Here is a 16,566-nt window from a genome sequence, read left to right as displayed (position 1 = left end):
CGAAGGTCTCCTATACCGGCTTCACCAGGACGATCTTCTTCTTGCCAGCGGCGATCTTGACCACGCCGTCGACCAGGTCGGCGGAGGTGACGGCGCGCCCGGCGTCGGCCTCGGCCTTGTCGTTGACCCGCAGGCCGCCGCCCTGGGCCAGGCGTCGCGCTTCGCCGCGCGAGCCGGCGAGGCCGGCGTCGTGGACGAGGGCGGCGAGCATGATCCCAGCTTCGAGATCGGCGGCCGGCACCTCGTGGGTCGGCATGTCGCCGGAGACGGCCCCGACCTCGAAGGCCATGCGCGCGGCCTCGGCCGCAGCCGCGGCGGCTTCCTCGCCGTGCAGCATGCGGGTGGCTTCGCCGGCCAGCACCTTCTTGGCCTCATTGATGTCGGCGCCCTGCATGGCCTCGTAGCGGGCGATCTCATCGAGCGGCATGTCGGTGAACAGGCGCATGAAGCGGCCGACGTCGGCGTCCTCGGTGTTGCGCCAGAACTGCCAGTAGTCGTAGGGGCTGCGCATGTCGGCGTTGAGCCAGACCGCGCCGCCGACCGTCTTGCCCATCTTCTGGCCGGAAGCCGTCGAGAGCAGCGGCGTGGTGAGGCCGAAGGACGGTTTCTGGTCGACACGGCGGATCAGTTCCACCCCGTTGACGATGTTGCCCCATTGGTCGGAGCCGCCCATCTGCAGGACGCAGCCGTATTTCCGCTCAAGCTCCAGGAAGTCCACCGACTGCATCAGCATGTAGTTGAACTCGAGGAAGGTCATCGGCTGCTCGCGTTCGAGCCGGGCCTTGACGCTCTCGAAGGCCAGCATGCGGTTGACCGTGAAGTGCACGCCGTAGTCGCGCAGGAACTCGACATAGCCGAACTTGGACAGCCACTCGTCGTTGTCGACCATGATGGCGTCGGTCGGGCCGTCGCCGAAGGTCAGGAATTTGGCGAACACCGTCTTGATCGAGGCGATGTTCGACTGGATCTGCTCTTCGGTAAGCAGCGGGCGCGACTGGTCCTTGTCGGTCGGGTCCCCGACCTTGGTGGTGCCGCCGCCCATCAGCACGATAGGCTTGTGGCCCGCCTGCTGCAGCCGGCGCAGCATCATGATCTGGATCAGGCTGCCCACGTGCAGGCTGGGCGCGGTGGCGTCGAAGCCGATGTAGCCGGTGACGATCCCGGAGGTCGCCGCATTGTCCAGCTCGGCCGGGTGCGTGATCTGATGGATGTAGCCGCGCTCCTGCATAGTCTTCAGCAGGGCGGACTTAAAAGGCTGGTCGGCGGACATGGGCTTGGACTCGGGGATAAGAACTGCGGGCTCTAGCACTTCGGACGGCATCTGACAGACTCCAAATATGGCCGGAGACCGTCAGTTCCTTGCGATGGGGAGCGGCGCCGACCGAGACGAGGGTGGCGCAAGGGATCGTTCCGCGCCTGCTTTCAGGGCAGGCGGTAATAGCGGCCGGCGAGGGGGGCGCGGATGATCATGGCCCCTAGCTACGGCGCGCATAGCGTGGCAGTCAAGCCGACATGCGAGTTCTGGGGTTCATGACCGGCACATCCCTGGACGCCTGCGACATGGCGATCCTGGAGACCGACGGCGACGCGATCACGGCTTTCGGCCCGGCGGGAGAGCGCAAGCTGACCGAGGAAACCCGGGAGCTGGCCCTGGCGGCCACGGAGGCGGCGCTGAAGTGGGAGCGGGGAACGCCCGAGCCGGAGGTGTTCGCGGCGGCGGCGGCGGCCGTGGCCAAGGAGCACTTCGAGGCCGCCGAAGGGTTTCTGGCGCAGAACAAGCTGGGCTGGGCCAATATCGACCTGATGGGCATGCACGGCCAGACGGTGCTGCATGAGCGGCCGCAGGAGGGTCGAGTAGGCCGGACGGTGCAACTGGGCGACGCCCAAAGGCTGGCCGACGCGGCCGGCGTGCCGGTGGCCTACGATTTCCGCACGGCCGACGTGGCGGCGGGCGGCGAGGGCGCGCCGCTGGCGCCGATCTACCACCTGGCGCGGGCGAGGGCCGCCGGCATGGCCGCGCCGCTGGCGATCCTCAATGTCGGCGGGGTGGCGAACATCACCTTCTGGGCGGGCGGCGAGGATATCGCGGCCTTCGACACCGGTCCCGGCAACGGGATGATCGACCAACTGATGCAGTCGCGCGGGGCGGGGCGATACGACCCCGACGGCAAGTACGCCAGCGTCGGCCAGGTGGACGAGACGATGCTGACCGGCCTGCTGGCCCATCCCTATTTCCAGGCGCCGCCGCCGAAGTCGCTGGACCGCTACGATTTCTCGCTGGAGCCCCTGGAGCGGTTGCGGCTGGAGGATGCGGCCGCGACCCTGGTGGCGTTCACGGCCGAGGCGGTGAAGCTGGCCTTCGGGGTGATGGGCGGCTCGCCGACCGAACTGGTCGTCTGTGGCGGCGGCCGGCACAATCCGGTGATGATGCAGGCGTTCGCCGAGCGCCTGTCGGTCCCGGTGACCACGGCCGAAGACCATGGCTGGCGCGGCGACTCCATCGAGGCCGAGGCCTTCGCCTATCTGGCGGCGCGCACGGTGCGCGGGCTGCCGATTTCCTTTCCGAAGACCACGGGCGTGGCTGCGCCCATGACCGGCGGGCGCGTCGCCCAGCCGGCCGGATAACATCAGGAGCAAGCATGTCGAAACGGGTTTGGCTGGCGGGCGTCGCCGCGGCTGTGGCGATGGTGGGGACGGCGCAGGCTCAGGAAGCGCCGCCGCCGCCCAAGCCCTATGACGCGGCGGTGTTCGCCAAGGCCAAGGACCTGCAACCGAAGGTCATCGCCTGGCGGCGGGACTTCCACGAGCATCCCGAACTCTCGAACAGCGAAGTGCGGACCGCCAAGATCGTCGCCGACCACCTGCGCAAGCTGGGCATGGAAGTCCGCACCGGGGTTGGCAAGACCGGCGTGGTCGGCGTCCTGAAGGGCGGCAAGCCTGGCAAGGTCGTCGCCCTGCGCGCCGACATGGACGCCCTGCCGGTGGCCGAGCAGACCGGCCTGCCGTTCGCCTCGAAGGTGACGGCGCAGTACAACGGCCAGACCGTGCCGGTGATGCACGCTTGCGGCCACGACAGCCACGTCGCCATCCTGATGGGGACGGCCGAGGTTCTGGCCGGGATGAAGGACCAGATCCAGGGCACGGTGGTGTTCATCTTCCAGCCCGCCGAGGAAGGCCCGCCGGCGGGCGAGGAGGGCGGCGCGCCGCTGATGGTGAAGGAAGGCGTGCTGACCAGCCCCAAGGTCGACGCGATCTTCGGCCTTCACGCCTTCCCTGGCGACGTCGGCGCGCTGGTCTGGCGGCCGGGCCCGATGATGGCCGCCTCCGACCGGTTCGAGATCAAGCTGAAGGGCAAACAGGCGCATGGCTCCATGCCCTGGCAGGGTATCGACATGTCGTCGGTCGCCGCCGACATCGTCACCGCCTTCAACCAGATCTCCTCGCGGCAGATCAACGTCTCCAAGACCCCGACGGTGCTGACCATCGCCACCATGCACGGCGGCATGCGCTACAACATCATTCCGGAGGACATGGAGATGGCGGGCACCCTGCGCACCTTCGATCCGGGCATCCGGACCGATGTGATCGCGCGGGCCGAGAAGGCGGTGGCCTCCATCTCGGAGCGCTACGGCGCGACCGGTAAGATCGAGTGGGGCACGCCCAATCCGGTGACCGACAACAATCGCGCCCTGACTGCGCAGATGAAGCCGACCCTGGCCCGCGCCTCGCAGGGCCAGTTCCACGATGACATCGACTACATCATGGGGGCGGAGGACTTTTCCTACTTCCAGCGGGAGATTCCGGGCTTCTTCTATCATCTGGGCGTGGGCCATCCGAAGGGCGGCAACCACTCGCCGTTCTTCGACGTGGATGAGCGGGCCATGGAGACCGGCGTGCGCGCCCAGGCGCTGATGGCGTTGGACTATCTGAGCGCGAGCTGACCGGCTACCAGCCGATGGCGATGCGCCCCGGCCCCAGAACGCTGGCGCGGTCCAGAGAGACCCCGAGCCGCGCCAGCATCGCACGACCTTCGGCCACCGCGCCGGCGGAGTCGTAGGCCGTGGCCACCGGCCGAAGGTGGCGGATGGGGGCGCCGTCGACCACGCCCATCCGCCAGCCGCGCGCCGTGGCCAACGCCGACCAGTAGACGTCGATCCCGTAGCACCAGCGCGAGGCTGGAAATGGGACGAGGTCAGCGTAGGTGTCGCGCCGCAGGGCGGTGAGCGGTCCGATCTCCACAAAGCGCGTATGACGCACCATGGAGCCCCATCGGCGGTGGGTGAGGCGGTAGTTGGCGTAGGAATCGAACCTGTGGGCTGGCTGGGCGATCGCCAGGTCCGCGGCCTCGCTGGCGGCTACGAAATCGTCGAGGAAGGTCGGCGCGAAGTCGATGTCGTCATCGACGATGACGAGCCAATCGTAGCTGGCGAGTGGTGAGGGGGCCGCGGCGATGGCGACCTCTACATTGGCGAACTTGCCCCGGTCGCCCATGGCGACGATCGAGGTTTCGATCTGGTGCCTGGCCGAGGTGAGGCCGGCGATCACCCGGGTCATCTCGCCGGGACGGCTGGGGGACTCCACGCCGGCGATCAGGATGCGGCGGGCCGTCGCCGTCGCCGCGTTTTGCCGGATGCGCCCCACGACTCCGCTGGCCGCCATGCCGGCGTCGTAGGCGCGGTCGAGCAGCAGGGCCAGGCGCGGATAGCGGATCTTGTACTGGCGGGCCAGGCCCAGCTCGGACGAGAAGAAGTCGGGCGGTCCGATAGTCGCGTCGAACGTCATGGGGCGGCCTTCAGCACGCCGCGACTCGCGCCAAGCAGCTTCCTGGCGGTGACTGCGATCTCCGCCTGGAGCGGGTGGCGGGTCAGGCGCAGGGCGCCCAGCCAGAGGACGAGGCCGATGACGACCGAGGCGCCGACATAGAGCAGGGGCGTGGAGGCCGCTCCGCGATAGGCGATCATCAGGATTGCGGCGGGCGTGACGGCGACGGCGGCGACGAGGCCGCTTTTCACATAGATCGGTCTGAGGTCGGCGCCGGTGGTCCCGGTCATCCGGCGCAGGTGCGGGCGGTAGAGCGTGTAGGAAAAAAGCGCGTCGCCGATCTTTGCTGCGGCGGCGGCCGAAAGGCTGACGAAGGCGCCGGCGCAGAAGAGCGCGAGGCCGAAGCCTGAGCGGACCACCTCGATCCGGGCCTGGCGTGAGGTCTCGCCCGAAACCACGAAGACCTGCCAGGTCATAGTGATCGAAACCAGGATGATGGCGGCGATCGACAGCATGCTGAGCGGCAGGGCCGCGCCGAGCCAGTTGGGCCCGTAGATCAGGTTGATGAACGGGCCCGAGAGGATCGCCAGGCCCCCGAACGCCGGCCAGAGTGTCCCGGTCATGACCGCGACGACCCGAAGGTACCGCTCCCGGAACGGTACGCCGCGCCGTGCCAGATCGGCGAAATCCACCAGTAGTACCCGAGCCAGGACGATGTGGATGTTGTTCCACAGCAGGTTGAACATCGAAGACGCTCGTGAGTAGAGGCCCAGAGCCGCCAGGTCGATGATGCGCCCGAGCAGGATCTCGGCCAGCCGGTCGGCGAGGCTGTTGACCCCGGAGATGGCCAGCATCTGGCCGCCGAAGCGGCTCACGGCGCGCCAATCCTGGAACGAGAGGCGCAGGCTCGCGTGGCGCCATGCGACCGCGTGCAGGGCGAGCAGATTGAAGCCGGCGCCGGCGAGTTGGCCCCAGGCCAGGCTCATATAGCTGTAGCCGGCGAAGGCGAGCGCGACGGTCAGGCCCATGGCGATGGCCGAGCGTCCGGCCTTCAGCATGGCGAGGGTGCGGAAAGCGCCTTCCCGTTCGAGTCTGGCGGCCGGCAGGAACTCGAAGATGGAGATGAGCGGCAGGGCCGCCAGGACCAGCAGCACCTGGGCCACGCCCGTAGAACTGAGCAGCGCGCCGCCGAAGAGCCCCAGCGCTACAGTGAGCGCGGCCATGACGAGGCCGAGGACCGCATTCATCGTGAAGGCGGTGGCCGCGAGCGCCGGCTTCAGCTCCGCCTCGCGAATGATCAGGTTGCTGAGGCCGAACGCCTGGATGAGCGCCAGCAGCCCGGCGACGGCCAAAGCGATCGCGAAGACGCCCATATCGTGGGGGCTGAGCAGGCGGGCCAGAATGACCGATCCGCCGAACTGGAACACGAAATAGCCAGCCTGGGCGGCGGCCATCCAGACAAGCGAACGACGCGTCGACATTCTCGGCCTTCCCAGCGGAGGCTAGGGGCCAAGCAAAGCGTCTTAGGTTGACGCGGGTCAAGCATGGACCGCGGCGGGGCCGCGTTTGGAAACGGCCGCCCAACAAATGGGCGGCCGCAGTGCAATCCTAGATCGGATCGGCTTCGATACGCTTGTCGAGATAGGAGCCGACGCGCTGCTCGACGTCGGGCAGGTTCTCCGCCCAGAAGTGGCTGGCGCCGTCGACGACTTCGTAGTCGATCACGATGCCCTTCTGGGTGCGCAGCTTGGAGACGACGCGCTCAACTTCAACCGGCGGGACCACGGTGTCGGCGCCGCCGGTCAGGATCAGGCCCGAGGCGGGGCAGGGCGCCAGGAAGCTGAAATCGTACATGTTCGTCGGCGGCGAGACGCTGATGAAGCCGTCGGTTTCCGGACGGCGCATCAGAAGCTGCATGCCGATCCAGGCGCCGAAGGAATAGCCGGCGACCCAGCATTGCGATGCGGCCGGGTTGGTGGCCTGCAGCCAGTCGAGGGCGGTGGCCGCGTCGGCCAGTTCGCCGATGCCGCTGTCGAATTCGCCCTGGCTGCGGCCGACGCCGCGGAAATTGAAGCGCAGGGTCGAGAAGCCGCGCTTCATGAACAGGTGGAAGAGCTGCACCGCCACCGGATGGTTCATCTGGCCGCCGGCCTTGGGGTGCGGGTGCAGGATCAATGCGATGGGCGCCGTCGGGCTCTTGCCCTGCGTGTACCGGCCCTCGATCCGCCCGGCGGCGCCGGTCAGAACCACTTCTGGCATGCCATTCCTCTCGTCAGGCGCGGCGTCAGGAATACTTGACTAACGCGCTCGGTCTTCCTAGATCGCGACCGTCGGCCGGTTCCGGCGACAAGCCCCGTGCAAGCGGGGGCCTGTAACATAGGGACCGCGGCAGATGCTCGAAAAAAAGCAATCTGGCGACTGAGAGTTTCGCGGAGCGACATGCGCCTTTCGACCAAGGGACGTTATGCGGTGATGGCCATGGCCGACCTTGCGCGCCGGCAGGCGTCGCTGGCCGATGGCGATCGCGCGGTGACCCTGGCCGATATCGCCCAGCGCCAGCAGATTTCGCTCTCCTATCTCGAACAGCTTTTCGCCCGCCTTCGCCGTCGCGGCCTGGTGACCAGCCTGCGTGGGCCGGGCGGCGGCTACCTGCTTGCCAAGGACGCCGCGGAAACCAACATCGCCGACATCGTGCTGGCCGTAGACGAGCCCTTGCGGGCGACGCGTTGCCGCACCCAGGGCAAGGGCTGCATGCTCAAGGGCGAACGGTGCATCACTCATGACCTATGGGATGAGATGGGCCGTCACCTGGAGAGCTATCTGGCTTCGGTGACCCTGGCCGACCTCGTGGCAGGACGCCTGGCGTCCAGGGAGGCGGCGTGAGCGGGGTTTATCTCGATTATAACGCTACGGCGCCGGTGCGGCCGGAAGCGGCCGGCGCGGTCGCGCGGGCTTTCGAGATCGGCGGCAATCCCTCGTCGGTGCACGCGCGCGGCCGGGCCGCGCGGGCGATCGTCGAGGATGCGCGTAACGCGGTCGCCGCGCTGATCGGTGGGCCGGCCTCGACGGTGATCTTCACCTCGGGCGGCACCGAGGCCAATGCGCTGGCTGTCGAGAGCGCGGTCGCGACCGGTTCCAAGCGTCTGATCGTCAGCGCCATCGAACACGACAGCGTGCTGGAGAGCGCCAAGGCCTCCGGCGCCGAGGTGGAGTTCCTGCCGGTGGACCGGCAGGGCGTGGCCGATCTGGCCTGGTTGGCCGAGCGGCTGGCGCGCTGGGACGCCGCCGATGGGCGTCCGTTCGTCGCGTTGATGCACGCCAACAACGAAACCGGCGTGATCCAGCCGGTGCGCCAAGTCTCCGAGATCGTGCGGGCCGACGACGGTTGGCTGCACGTGGATGCGATCCAGACGGCTGGAAAGATCATGACCGACAGCCGCGCCCTGGGCGCGGACACCCTGGTGGTCTCGGCCCATAAGCTTGGCGGTCCGCAGGGCGTTGGCGCGCTGACCTTCGGTCCGCGGGCGACCATGGTGCGCCGCCAACATGGCGGCGGCCAGGAGCGCGGACGCCGGGCGGGCACGGAGAACGTCGCTGGCATCGCCGGCTTCGGGGCGGCGGCGCTTGCGGCCATGAAGGATCGCCAGATCGACCCGGCCTGGCGCGACGCCGCCGCCGAGCGGCTGAAAGCGGCCGGCGCCGTGGTGATCGGCGAGGATGCGCCGCGACTGGCCAACACCCTTTGCGTCGCGACGCCGGACTGGGGCTCGGAGCTGCAGGTCATGGCCCTGGACCTGGCCGGGGTGATGATCAGCGCCGGCTCCGCCTGCTCTTCGGGCAAGGTCAAGGCAAGCCATGTCTTGACGGCCATGGGGCTGGGCGATCTCGCCGGCTGCGCTATCCGTATTTCCGGTGGGTGGGCCACCACTCCCGAGGACTGGGCCGCCTTCGCGCAGGCCTGGGAACAAGTTCATTCCCGTCACGCCGCGCGTCATCGCGCGCCCGCGGCGTGAGGAGGTAGTCAGTATGCCCGCTGTCAAGCAGACCGTCGAACACATCGAAAGCCTCGAAAAGTACAAGCACGGCTTCGTCACCGAGATCGACCAGGAGTTCGCGCCCAAGGGGCTGTCGGCGGAGATCGTGCGCTTCATCTCGGCCAAGAAGAACGAGCCGGAATGGATGCTGGCCTGGCGTCTGGACGCCTTCGAGCGCTGGCAGGCCATGGAAGAGCCGACCTGGGCCAAGGTCCACTTCCCGCGCATCGATTACCAGGACGCCTATTACTACGCCGCGCCCAAGGCCAAGGAAGGCCCCAAGAGCCTGGAAGAGGTCGACCCCGACATCCTGGCGACCTACGAAAAGCTGGGCATCCCGCTGCGCGAGCAGGAGGTGCTGGCCGGTGTCCAGGGCGCGCCGCGCTATGCGGTCGACGCGGTGTTCGACAGCGTCTCGGTGGTCACCACCTTCAAGAAGGAACTGGCGGCGGCCGGTGTGATCTTCTGCTCGATGAGCGAGGCGATCCGCGAACATCCCGAGCTGGTGCAGAAATACCTGAGCTCGGTGGTGCCGGTTTCGGACAACTACTACGCCTGCCTGAACTTGGCGGTCTTCTCGGACGGCAGCTTCGTCTATGTGCCGCCCGGCGTGCGCTGCCCGATGGAGCTCTCGACCTATTTCCGCATCAATGCGGAGAATTCCGGCCAGTTCGAGCGCACCCTGATCATCGCCGATAAGGGCGCCTACGTCTCCTATCTGGAAGGCTGCACCGCGCCGATGCGCGACGAGAACCAGCTTCACGCGGCCGTGGTCGAGCTGGTGGCGCTGGAGGATGCCGAGATCAAATACTCGACCGTCCAGAACTGGTATCCCGGTGATCCCGAGACCGGGAAGGGCGGCATCTACAATTTCGTCACCAAGCGCGCGGACTGCCGCGGGGACCGTTCAAAGGTCTCGTGGACCCAGGTCGAGACCGGCTCGGCGATCACCTGGAAGTATCCGTCCTGCGTGCTGCGCGGCGCCGAGAGCGTCGGCGAGTTCTATTCGATCGCCATCACCAACGGCCGCCAGCAGGCCGACACTGGGACCAAGATGATCCACCTGGGTGAGGGCACCCGCTCGCGGATCATCTCGAAGGGGATTTCGGCGGGCAAGTCGTCGAACACCTATCGAGGCCTCGTCTCGGCGCATCCGAAGGCGAAGGGGGCGCGCAACTTCACCCAGTGCGACAGCCTGCTGATCGGCAAGACCTGCGCTGCGCACACCGTGCCCTACGTCGAGGCGCGCAACGGCAGTTGCGTCTTCGAGCACGAGGCGACCACCACCAAGCTGTCCGAAGACCAGCTCTTCTACGCCATGCAGCGTGGGCTTTCGGAGGAAGAGGCCGTGCAACTGCTGGTCAACGGCTTCGTCAAGGACGTGCTGCAGGAGCTACCCATGGAATTCGCCGTGGAAGCCCAGAAGCTCGTCGCCATTTCACTCGAAGGCTCAGTGGGATGAGCCAAGCAACCGCAGGGACCGCTTCAATGTCCATCCGCCGCGCTTTCGAAGCCGAGCACGCTCGCCGCGATGCGATCCGCCACGCGCGTGAAGAGGCCGAGCGAAAGCAGCAGGAGGAGGATCTGGCGCGGGCCGAACAACTCCACGACCTGCTGGCCGAGGATGCTCAATTCCTTCGGGAAAAGGGCCTGGTCCTCGATCGCCGCCGATACACGGTCAGCCTCAACCACGAGGACTATCTGATCGACGCCTATTTCGAGGCCGGGAGAACCAGCGTGCGGGCCGCCGACAAGCGCACCGCCACGACAGCCACCGCCGCGCCGCGCAAGCAGCAGACCGTAAACACGGTCGAAGAAGCCCTTCAAGTGATGGCCGAATACCTGGCCGACGAGACCAACTGATGCTTTCGATTTCCAACCTGCGCGCCGAAGTCGACGGCAACGAGATCCTCAAGGGTGTGAGCCTGGAGGTTCCGGCCGGCGAGGTGCATGCCATCATGGGCCCGAACGGCGCGGGCAAATCGACGCTGTCCTACGTGCTGACCGGCCGTGAAGGCTATGAAGTGACGGGCGGGACCGCGAGCCTCGACGGCCAGGACCTGCTGTCGCTGGAGCCTGCCGAACGCGCGGCCAAGGGGCTGTTCCTGTCCTTCCAATATCCGCTGGAGATTCCGGGGGTTCCGGCCTTGACCTTCATCCGCACCGCGATGAACGCTCAGCGCAAGGCGCGCGGCGAGCCGGAGATGACGGCGCCGGAATTCCTGAAGCTCGCCAAGGCGGCTGCCGCGTCGTTGAAGATCGACTTCGACATGCTTAAGCGCGCGCTGAACGTCGGCTTCTCCGGTGGTGAGAAGAAGCGGATGGAAATCTTTCAAATGGCGATGCTTTCGCCGCGGTTTCTGATCCTCGACGAAACCGATTCCGGTCTCGACATCGACGCCCTGCGGATTGTTTCGGAAGGCGTCAACGCCATGCGGGCTCCGGACCGCGCCATGCTGGTTATCACGCACTATCAGCGGCTGCTGGACTACATCAAACCCGACCGTGTGCACGTGCTGTCGGCGGGGCGCATCGTCGCCTCCGGCGGACCCGAACTAGCGCTGGAGCTCGAGCGCGAAGGCTACGACAAGTATGCGAGGGCGGCGTGAACGTAGCTGAGGCGATCACCTCCGGCGACGCGAGCCTGCTGCCCGGCAAGCGGGACGAGGACTGGCGTTGGACGGACCTGCGCGGTCTGGTCCGTCAGGTGCCGGCGGCCTCCCCGGAAGGGCGCGCGTGGGCCTGGACGAGCCCGCTCGCGGGGCGGGTCGACACTGAGGTCCGCGTCGTCAATGGGCGCGGCCCGACCGATCTTGAGGTCGTGGCAGGCGAAGAGCGGTTCGTCGCGTGGCGTTTCCTGTCGACGGCCGAAGCCGGCGCGCACAACGCCGAGCTATGGGTGTCGGTGGGCGAGGGCGGAACACTGACTCTCGTGGAAAGCTACGAGGGCGCCGGCGCTGGCTATCTGTCCAACACCCGGATCAATATCCGCCTGGCCAAGGGCGCGCGGGTCGAGCGGGTGGTGCTGGCCGATGACGGCGCCGAGGGCGTCTCGGTGGTCGATGCGAGCGTCGAGCTGGCGGCGGAGGCTTCCTTCGCCCAGACGGTCCTGACGAACGGCGCGCGGCGCCAGCGGATCGAGACCCGCGTGGCCCACCCCGGCGCCGGCGCGAAGCTTCGGCTGGATGGCGCCTATCTGCTGGCCGGCCAGCGCAATTCCGACCTGACCACCATCGTGGACCATCAGGCCGTGGACGGCGCGACCATCCAGCTCACCAAGGGCGTGGTGCGGGATCAGTCGCGCGGCGTCTTTCAAGGCCGGATCGTGGTCGCCGAGGGCGCGGACCGCACGGACGCGCGGATGGGGCACCATGCGCTGATCCTGTCCGACAAGGCCGAGGTCGACGCAAGGCCCGAACTGCTGATCTTCGCCGATGACGTACAGTGCGCTCACGGCAACACGATCGGCGCCCTGGACGAGGATGCGCTGTTCTATGCCGAGCAGCGGGGCATGCCGGCGGAAGTCGCGAAGGCGCTGCTGACCCAGGCTTTCGTCGGCGAGGTGATCGAGCGGATCGAGAACGAGGCGGTACGCGAGGCTGCGGAAGCCTGGGCCGCCGAGCGGCTGGAGCTCTCATGATGGCCTTCGACGTCGAGGCCGTTCGCGCCCAATTCCCGATCCTCAGTCGGCAGGTGAACGGCAAGCCGCTGGTCTATCTGGATAGCGCCGCCTCGGCCCAGAAGCCGCGGGCCGTGATCGACGCTATGACCGCGGTGATGGAAAGCTCCTATTCCAACGTCCACCGGGGCTTGCACACCCTGGCCAACGAGACGACCGACGCCTACGAGGCCGCTCGCAAGTCGATCGCCCGGTTCGTCAACGCCGGCGAGAACGAGATCGTCTTCACCAAGGGCGGCACAGAGGCGGTGAACCTGGTGGCTTCGGGCCTAGGGGCGACGATCAAGCCGGGCGACGAGATCGTGCTCACCGTGATGGAGCACCACGCCAACATCGTTCCTTGGCATTTTCTGCGCGAGCGGCTGGGCGCGGTGCTGAAGTTCGTACCGGTGCTGGAAGATGGCCAGCTCGATCTGGCGGCGTTGCCGGGCCTGCTGACCGAGCGGACCCGGATGGTCGCGGTCACTCAGATGTCCAATGTGCTGGGGACGATCAATCCGATCGCCGAGATCGCGCGCATCGCCCACGCGGCCGGCGCCCAGGTGCTGGTCGACGGTTGCCAGGGCGTCGTCCATCAGCCAGTGGACGTGAAGGCCCTCGACGTCGATTTCTACGTTTTCTCCGGCCACAAGCTCTACGGGCCGACCGGGATCGGCGTGCTGTACGGCAAGAGCCAGGCGCTGGCCGCCCTTCCGCCCTATCAGGGCGGCGGCGAGATGATCGGCGAAGTGCGGCTGGAGGCGATCACCTACGCCGATCCGCCGCATCGGTTCGAGGCCGGCACGCCGCCGATCATCGAGGCCATCGGCCTCGGCGCAGCCGTCGAGTGGCTGAACGGCATCGATCGAAAGGCGGCGGCAGAGCACGAAGCGCGGCTCTATGCGCGTGTGCGCGAGGGCCTGAGGGGCGCCAACTGGCTGCGAGTCATCGGCGAGGCGCCAGGCAAGGGCGCGATCATGGCCTTCACCGTCGACGGCGCTCACGCCCATGACGTGGCCCAGATCCTCGACCGCTATGGCGTGGCGGTCCGCGCCGGCACCCATTGCGCCGAGCCGCTGATGCGGCGTTTCGGCCTGACCGCAAGCGCCCGGGCGTCCTTCGCCCTATATAACACCGAAGGGGAGGCCGACGCTTTCGTCGACGCGCTGACCCGCACCCAGGCCTTTTTCGCTTGAGTATGATCATGGACGACGCCGCCTCCATCGAGCCGATCACGACCCCCGCGCTGTCACAGGCAGAGCTGGATGCGCTGACCGATCAACTGATCGAGAAGCTGAAGACGGTGTTCGACCCGGAGATCCCGGTCGACATCTACGAGCTGGGCCTGATCTACAAGGTCGATGTCTCCGACGACAAGGACGTGGCCATCGACATGACCCTGACGGCGCCAGGCTGCCCGGTCGCCGGCGATATGCCGGGCTGGGTGCAGGATGCGGTCAGGGAAATTCCGGGCGTACGTAACGTGACTGTCGAGCTGGTCTTCGACCCGCCGTGGGATCCTTCGCGCATGTCGGACGAGGCCAAGCTTCAACTCAACATGTTCTGACCCCATATAGGATTCGAGCATGACCCAACTGTCCGCCAGCCCTGCGCCCCGCGCCCGTCGTCCCCGGCCCAAGGTCGTCACCTTGACCGAAGCGGCCGCCGCACGCGTCCGCGAGATCATGGACAAGGCCGAAAAGCCTTATGCGGGCTTGCGCGTAGGGGTGAAGAACGGCGGCTGCGCGGGCCAGGAATATATCCTGGAATATGCCGAGCAGGCCGGGCCGCTGGACGAGGTGGTCGAGGACAAGGGCGTGACCATCCTGGTCGAGCCGAAGGCGGTTCTGTTCCTGATCGGGACCGAGATCGACTACGTCGCCACCCGGCTGGCGGCGAAGTTCGTGTTCCGGAACCCGAACGAGACGGACGCCTGCGGGTGCGGCGAGAGCGTCACCATCGAACCCGCCAAGACCCTCGACTCCTAATTTCGTAAAATTGCACATCGGGAGGTGACGCCGAACGCGGCGCGCCTCAGGCTCCGCCGATCCGGTTCGGACGATGGAGAAGGCATGTTCAGCTCGCGGATCGACCTGCAGCGTACGCGGACGGGACACGATCATCACCGCGTTACGTTCGTCGAGCTGTTCTTCGACCTGGTCTTCGTCTTTGCGGTGACGCAGCTCTCGCACGGCCTGCTGAAGAACCTCACGCCGATGGGGGCGGTAGAGACCGGATTGCTGTTCCTGGCGGTCTGGTGGGTCTGGATCTTCACCTGCTGGATCACGAACTGGCTCGACCCGGAGCGCCAGGCAGTGCGGCTGATGCTGATCGTCCTGATGCTGGCGGGCCTGTTCCTGACCATGTCGCTGCCCGATGCCTTTGGGGAAAAGGGGCTGCAGTTCGCCTGCGCGTTCGTCTTCATGCAGGTGGGGCGGTCGAGCTTTGCGCTGTGGGCCTTGCGCCGGCATAACCCTCAGAACTACTTGAACTTCGTTCGCATCACCGCCTGGCTGGCCTTCTCAGGAATCTTCTGGATCGTGGGGGGGCTCTCGGAGGGGGGAGCACGCCTGGCCCTATGGGCGCTCGCCGTGGCGATCGAGTTCGCAGGCCCTTCGATGGGGTTCTGGACGCCGGGCCTGGGACGCTCGGCTTCGACCGATTGGGTGGTGGAGGGCGGCCACATGGCCGAACGCTGCGCGCTGTTCGTGATCATTGCTCTGGGGGAGTCGATCCTTGTGACCGGCGCCACTTTCGCCGAACTGCCGATGACCGCTTCCGCAGCGACAGCATTCGGCGCGGCGTTCGCCGCCAGCGTGTCGATGTGGTGGATCTATTTCGACGCCGCCGCCGAGCGCGCTAGCCAGAGGATCGCAAAGTCCGACGATCCGGGGCGTCTTGCGCGGCTCGCCTACACCTATATCCATCTGCCGTTGGTCGCCGGCATCGTGGTCACAGCCGTCGGCGACGAGCTGGCCCTGACCCACCCGCTAGGCCCGGTGGACCTTGGGACCGCCCTGGTGTTGCTGGGCGGCCCTGGCATCTATCTCGCGGGCGACGCCCTATTCCGGCGGGCGACCATAGGCAAGGCGCCCCGCTCGCACCTGGGCGGTCTGCTGGCTCTTGCGCTGCTCGCGCCGGTCGCAGGCGCTATGACGCCGATGACTCTGAGCCTGGCGACTTCCGGTGTCCTCGTGGCGGTGGCGGGTTCGGAGACCCTCCTGCTGCGCCGCCGCGAACGGCGCGCGACCACTAGCGCCCCTTGAAGACGGCGGGCCGCTTCTGCAGGAAGGCGAGAACCCCTTCGCGATTGTCCTCGGTCCGTCCTGCAGCCTTTTGCGCCAGACGCTCGGCGTGGAGCTGGCCTGACCACTCGTCGTCCAGGCTGTCCCAGATGAGCTTGCGGATCGAGCCGAGCGCCTTGGGTCCGGTGGCGAGCGCCTTGGCGAACTCCATGGCGGTAGGCATCAGCCTGTCGTCGGGCACGCAGCGATTGATGAGGCCCCAGCTCTCGGCGGTCGAGGCGGTGATCTTCTCGCCGAGCAGAGCCATTTCCATGGCCCGAGCCTTGCCGATGAAGCGTGGCAGCAGGTAGGTCGACCCTCCGTCCGGAACCAGGCCGATGCGCCGGAACGCCTGGAGGAAATAGGCGCTCTCGGCGGCGACGATGATGTCGCCCATCAGGGCCAGGGAGCAGCCGACGCCCGCAGCAGGACCGTTCACAGCCGTGACGATCGGGATCGGATAGTCGCGGATCGCCGTCATGAAGGGGTTGTAGACGCTCTCCAGGACCGAGCCTGCGTCCGGTCCGTCCGGATCCGGGTTGGCCGGAGCGGTCCCGCGTCCCGAGAGGTTCGCGCCGGAGCAGAAGCCGCGGCCCTCGCCGGTGATGATCAGACAACGGATGACCTCGTCGGCCTTCATCGTGTCGGTGGCATGCTGTAGCTCGTCCATCAGGTCGAGGCCGGCAGCGTTCAAGGTCGAGGGGTCGGCCAAGGTGATGACGCCGATGCCGTCGGTCGTCGCCGTTCTGATCTTCTCATAGGCCATGACATCCTCCCTCGTGCGCCTTTTCGCGAGACTAAAGAGGATATGTCCTGACGTCAGGCTAGA

General features: G+C 67.1%; 17 protein-coding genes. 12 read left to right on the top strand and 5 right to left on the bottom strand.

The features are described 5' to 3' along the window. Positions 1-10: 10 nt before the first annotated feature. Positions 11-1,321: a tyrosine--tRNA ligase gene (gene tyrS / locus ABID41_RS13860; RefSeq protein WP_354297873.1), complete on the bottom strand. Its 1,311-nt coding sequence runs from the start codon at positions 1,319-1,321 to the stop codon at positions 11-13. 191 nt (positions 1,322-1,512) lie between these two features. On the opposite strand from tyrS, the gene ABID41_RS13855 reads away from it, so the two are divergent. Together ABID41_RS13855 and ABID41_RS13850 are read left to right on the top strand one after the other, a co-directional pair. Then, entirely contained in the window at positions 1,513-2,625 is a 1,113-nt protein-coding gene (locus ABID41_RS13855; RefSeq protein WP_354297872.1) for an anhydro-N-acetylmuramic acid kinase, read from the top strand. A gap of 14 nt (positions 2,626-2,639) precedes the next feature. Continuing rightward, entirely contained in the window at positions 2,640-3,941 is a 1,302-nt protein-coding gene (locus ABID41_RS13850; protein ID WP_331932436.1) for an amidohydrolase, read from the top strand. Positions 3,942-3,945: 4 nt separating this feature from the next. Here the strand turns inward: ABID41_RS13850 and ABID41_RS13845 are convergent, their stop codons facing one another. The 3 genes from ABID41_RS13845 to ABID41_RS13835 form a co-directional block, all read right to left on the bottom strand. Further along, on the bottom strand, positions 3,946-4,782 hold the full coding sequence (locus ABID41_RS13845; RefSeq protein WP_331932435.1) for a hypothetical protein: 837 nt from the start codon (positions 4,780-4,782) through the stop codon (positions 3,946-3,948). After that, positions 4,779-6,242 (bottom strand): oligosaccharide flippase family protein, encoded by a 1,464-nt coding sequence (locus ABID41_RS13840; protein ID WP_331932434.1) that lies wholly within the window; start codon positions 6,240-6,242, stop codon positions 4,779-4,781. Before ABID41_RS13840 ends, ABID41_RS13845 begins: the two co-directional genes overlap by 4 nt. Positions 6,243-6,369: 127 nt before the next feature. Then, positions 6,370-7,020, bottom strand: coding sequence for an alpha/beta hydrolase (locus tag ABID41_RS13835; RefSeq protein WP_331932433.1), 651 nt, complete (start codon positions 7,018-7,020; stop codon positions 6,370-6,372). Positions 7,021-7,200: 180 nt separating this feature from the next. Between ABID41_RS13835 and ABID41_RS13830 the strand changes: the two genes are divergently transcribed. The 10 genes from ABID41_RS13830 to ABID41_RS13785 all read left to right on the top strand — a co-directional run bounded on the left by ABID41_RS13830 (position 7,201) and on the right by ABID41_RS13785 (position 15,719). Next, positions 7,201-7,644: an Rrf2 family transcriptional regulator gene (locus tag ABID41_RS13830; RefSeq protein WP_331932432.1), complete on the top strand. Its 444-nt coding sequence runs from the start codon at positions 7,201-7,203 to the stop codon at positions 7,642-7,644. Further along, positions 7,641-8,774, top strand: a complete 1,134-nt coding sequence (locus ABID41_RS13825) for a cysteine desulfurase family protein (RefSeq protein ID WP_354297871.1) — start codon at positions 7,641-7,643, stop codon at positions 8,772-8,774. Before ABID41_RS13830 ends, ABID41_RS13825 begins: the two co-directional genes overlap by 4 nt. A gap of 13 nt (positions 8,775-8,787) precedes the next feature. Further along, positions 8,788-10,257 carry a Fe-S cluster assembly protein SufB gene (gene sufB, locus ABID41_RS13820; protein ID WP_331932039.1) on the top strand — a complete coding sequence of 490 codons (1,470 nt, stop codon included), beginning with the start codon at positions 8,788-8,790 and terminating at the stop codon, positions 10,255-10,257. A gap of 26 nt (positions 10,258-10,283) precedes the next feature. After that, a complete protein-coding gene (locus ABID41_RS13815; protein WP_331932040.1) occupies positions 10,284-10,658 on the top strand; it encodes a hypothetical protein in 375 nt (124 codons plus the stop codon). Beyond that, complete coding sequence (gene sufC / locus ABID41_RS13810; protein ID WP_331932041.1) at positions 10,658-11,404, top strand: Fe-S cluster assembly ATPase SufC; 747 nt, start codon at positions 10,658-10,660, stop codon at positions 11,402-11,404. The genes ABID41_RS13815 and sufC overlap by 1 nt, the downstream gene beginning before the upstream one ends. Continuing rightward, a complete protein-coding gene (sufD, locus tag ABID41_RS13805; protein ID WP_331932042.1) occupies positions 11,401-12,435 on the top strand; it encodes a Fe-S cluster assembly protein SufD in 1,035 nt (344 codons plus the stop codon). The genes sufC and sufD overlap by 4 nt, the downstream gene beginning before the upstream one ends. After that, positions 12,435-13,649 (top strand): aminotransferase class V-fold PLP-dependent enzyme, encoded by a 1,215-nt coding sequence (locus ABID41_RS13800; protein WP_331932084.1) that lies wholly within the window; start codon positions 12,435-12,437, stop codon positions 13,647-13,649. Before sufD ends, ABID41_RS13800 begins: the two co-directional genes overlap by 1 nt. A gap of 8 nt (positions 13,650-13,657) precedes the next feature. Beyond that, entirely contained in the window at positions 13,658-14,020 is a 363-nt protein-coding gene (locus ABID41_RS13795) for an SUF system Fe-S cluster assembly protein (RefSeq protein ID WP_331932043.1), read from the top strand. A 19-nt stretch (positions 14,021-14,039) separates the two neighbouring features. Further along, positions 14,040-14,441 (top strand): HesB/IscA family protein, encoded by a 402-nt coding sequence (locus tag ABID41_RS13790; protein ID WP_331932044.1) that lies wholly within the window; start codon positions 14,040-14,042, stop codon positions 14,439-14,441. 84 nt (positions 14,442-14,525) lie between these two features. After that, the gene (locus tag ABID41_RS13785) at positions 14,526-15,719 is read left to right on the top strand and encodes a low temperature requirement protein A (protein ID WP_331932045.1); all 1,194 of its coding nucleotides are present in this window, start codon (positions 14,526-14,528) and stop codon (positions 15,717-15,719) included. On the opposite strand, the gene ABID41_RS13780 is transcribed toward ABID41_RS13785, so the two are convergent. Next, positions 15,706-16,503 (bottom strand): enoyl-CoA hydratase/isomerase, encoded by a 798-nt coding sequence (locus ABID41_RS13780; RefSeq protein ID WP_331932046.1) that lies wholly within the window; start codon positions 16,501-16,503, stop codon positions 15,706-15,708. The two genes, ABID41_RS13785 and ABID41_RS13780, sit on opposite strands and share 14 nt — an antisense overlap. Positions 16,504-16,566: the final 63 nt, after the last annotated feature.

Source organism: Phenylobacterium koreense (assembly GCF_040545335.1).
In the GTDB taxonomy this organism is placed as follows: domain Bacteria; phylum Pseudomonadota; class Alphaproteobacteria; order Caulobacterales; family Caulobacteraceae; genus Phenylobacterium; species Phenylobacterium koreense.
Note: the sequence above shows the minus strand (reverse complement) of the source record. Positions and strands in the feature narration are given on the sequence as shown.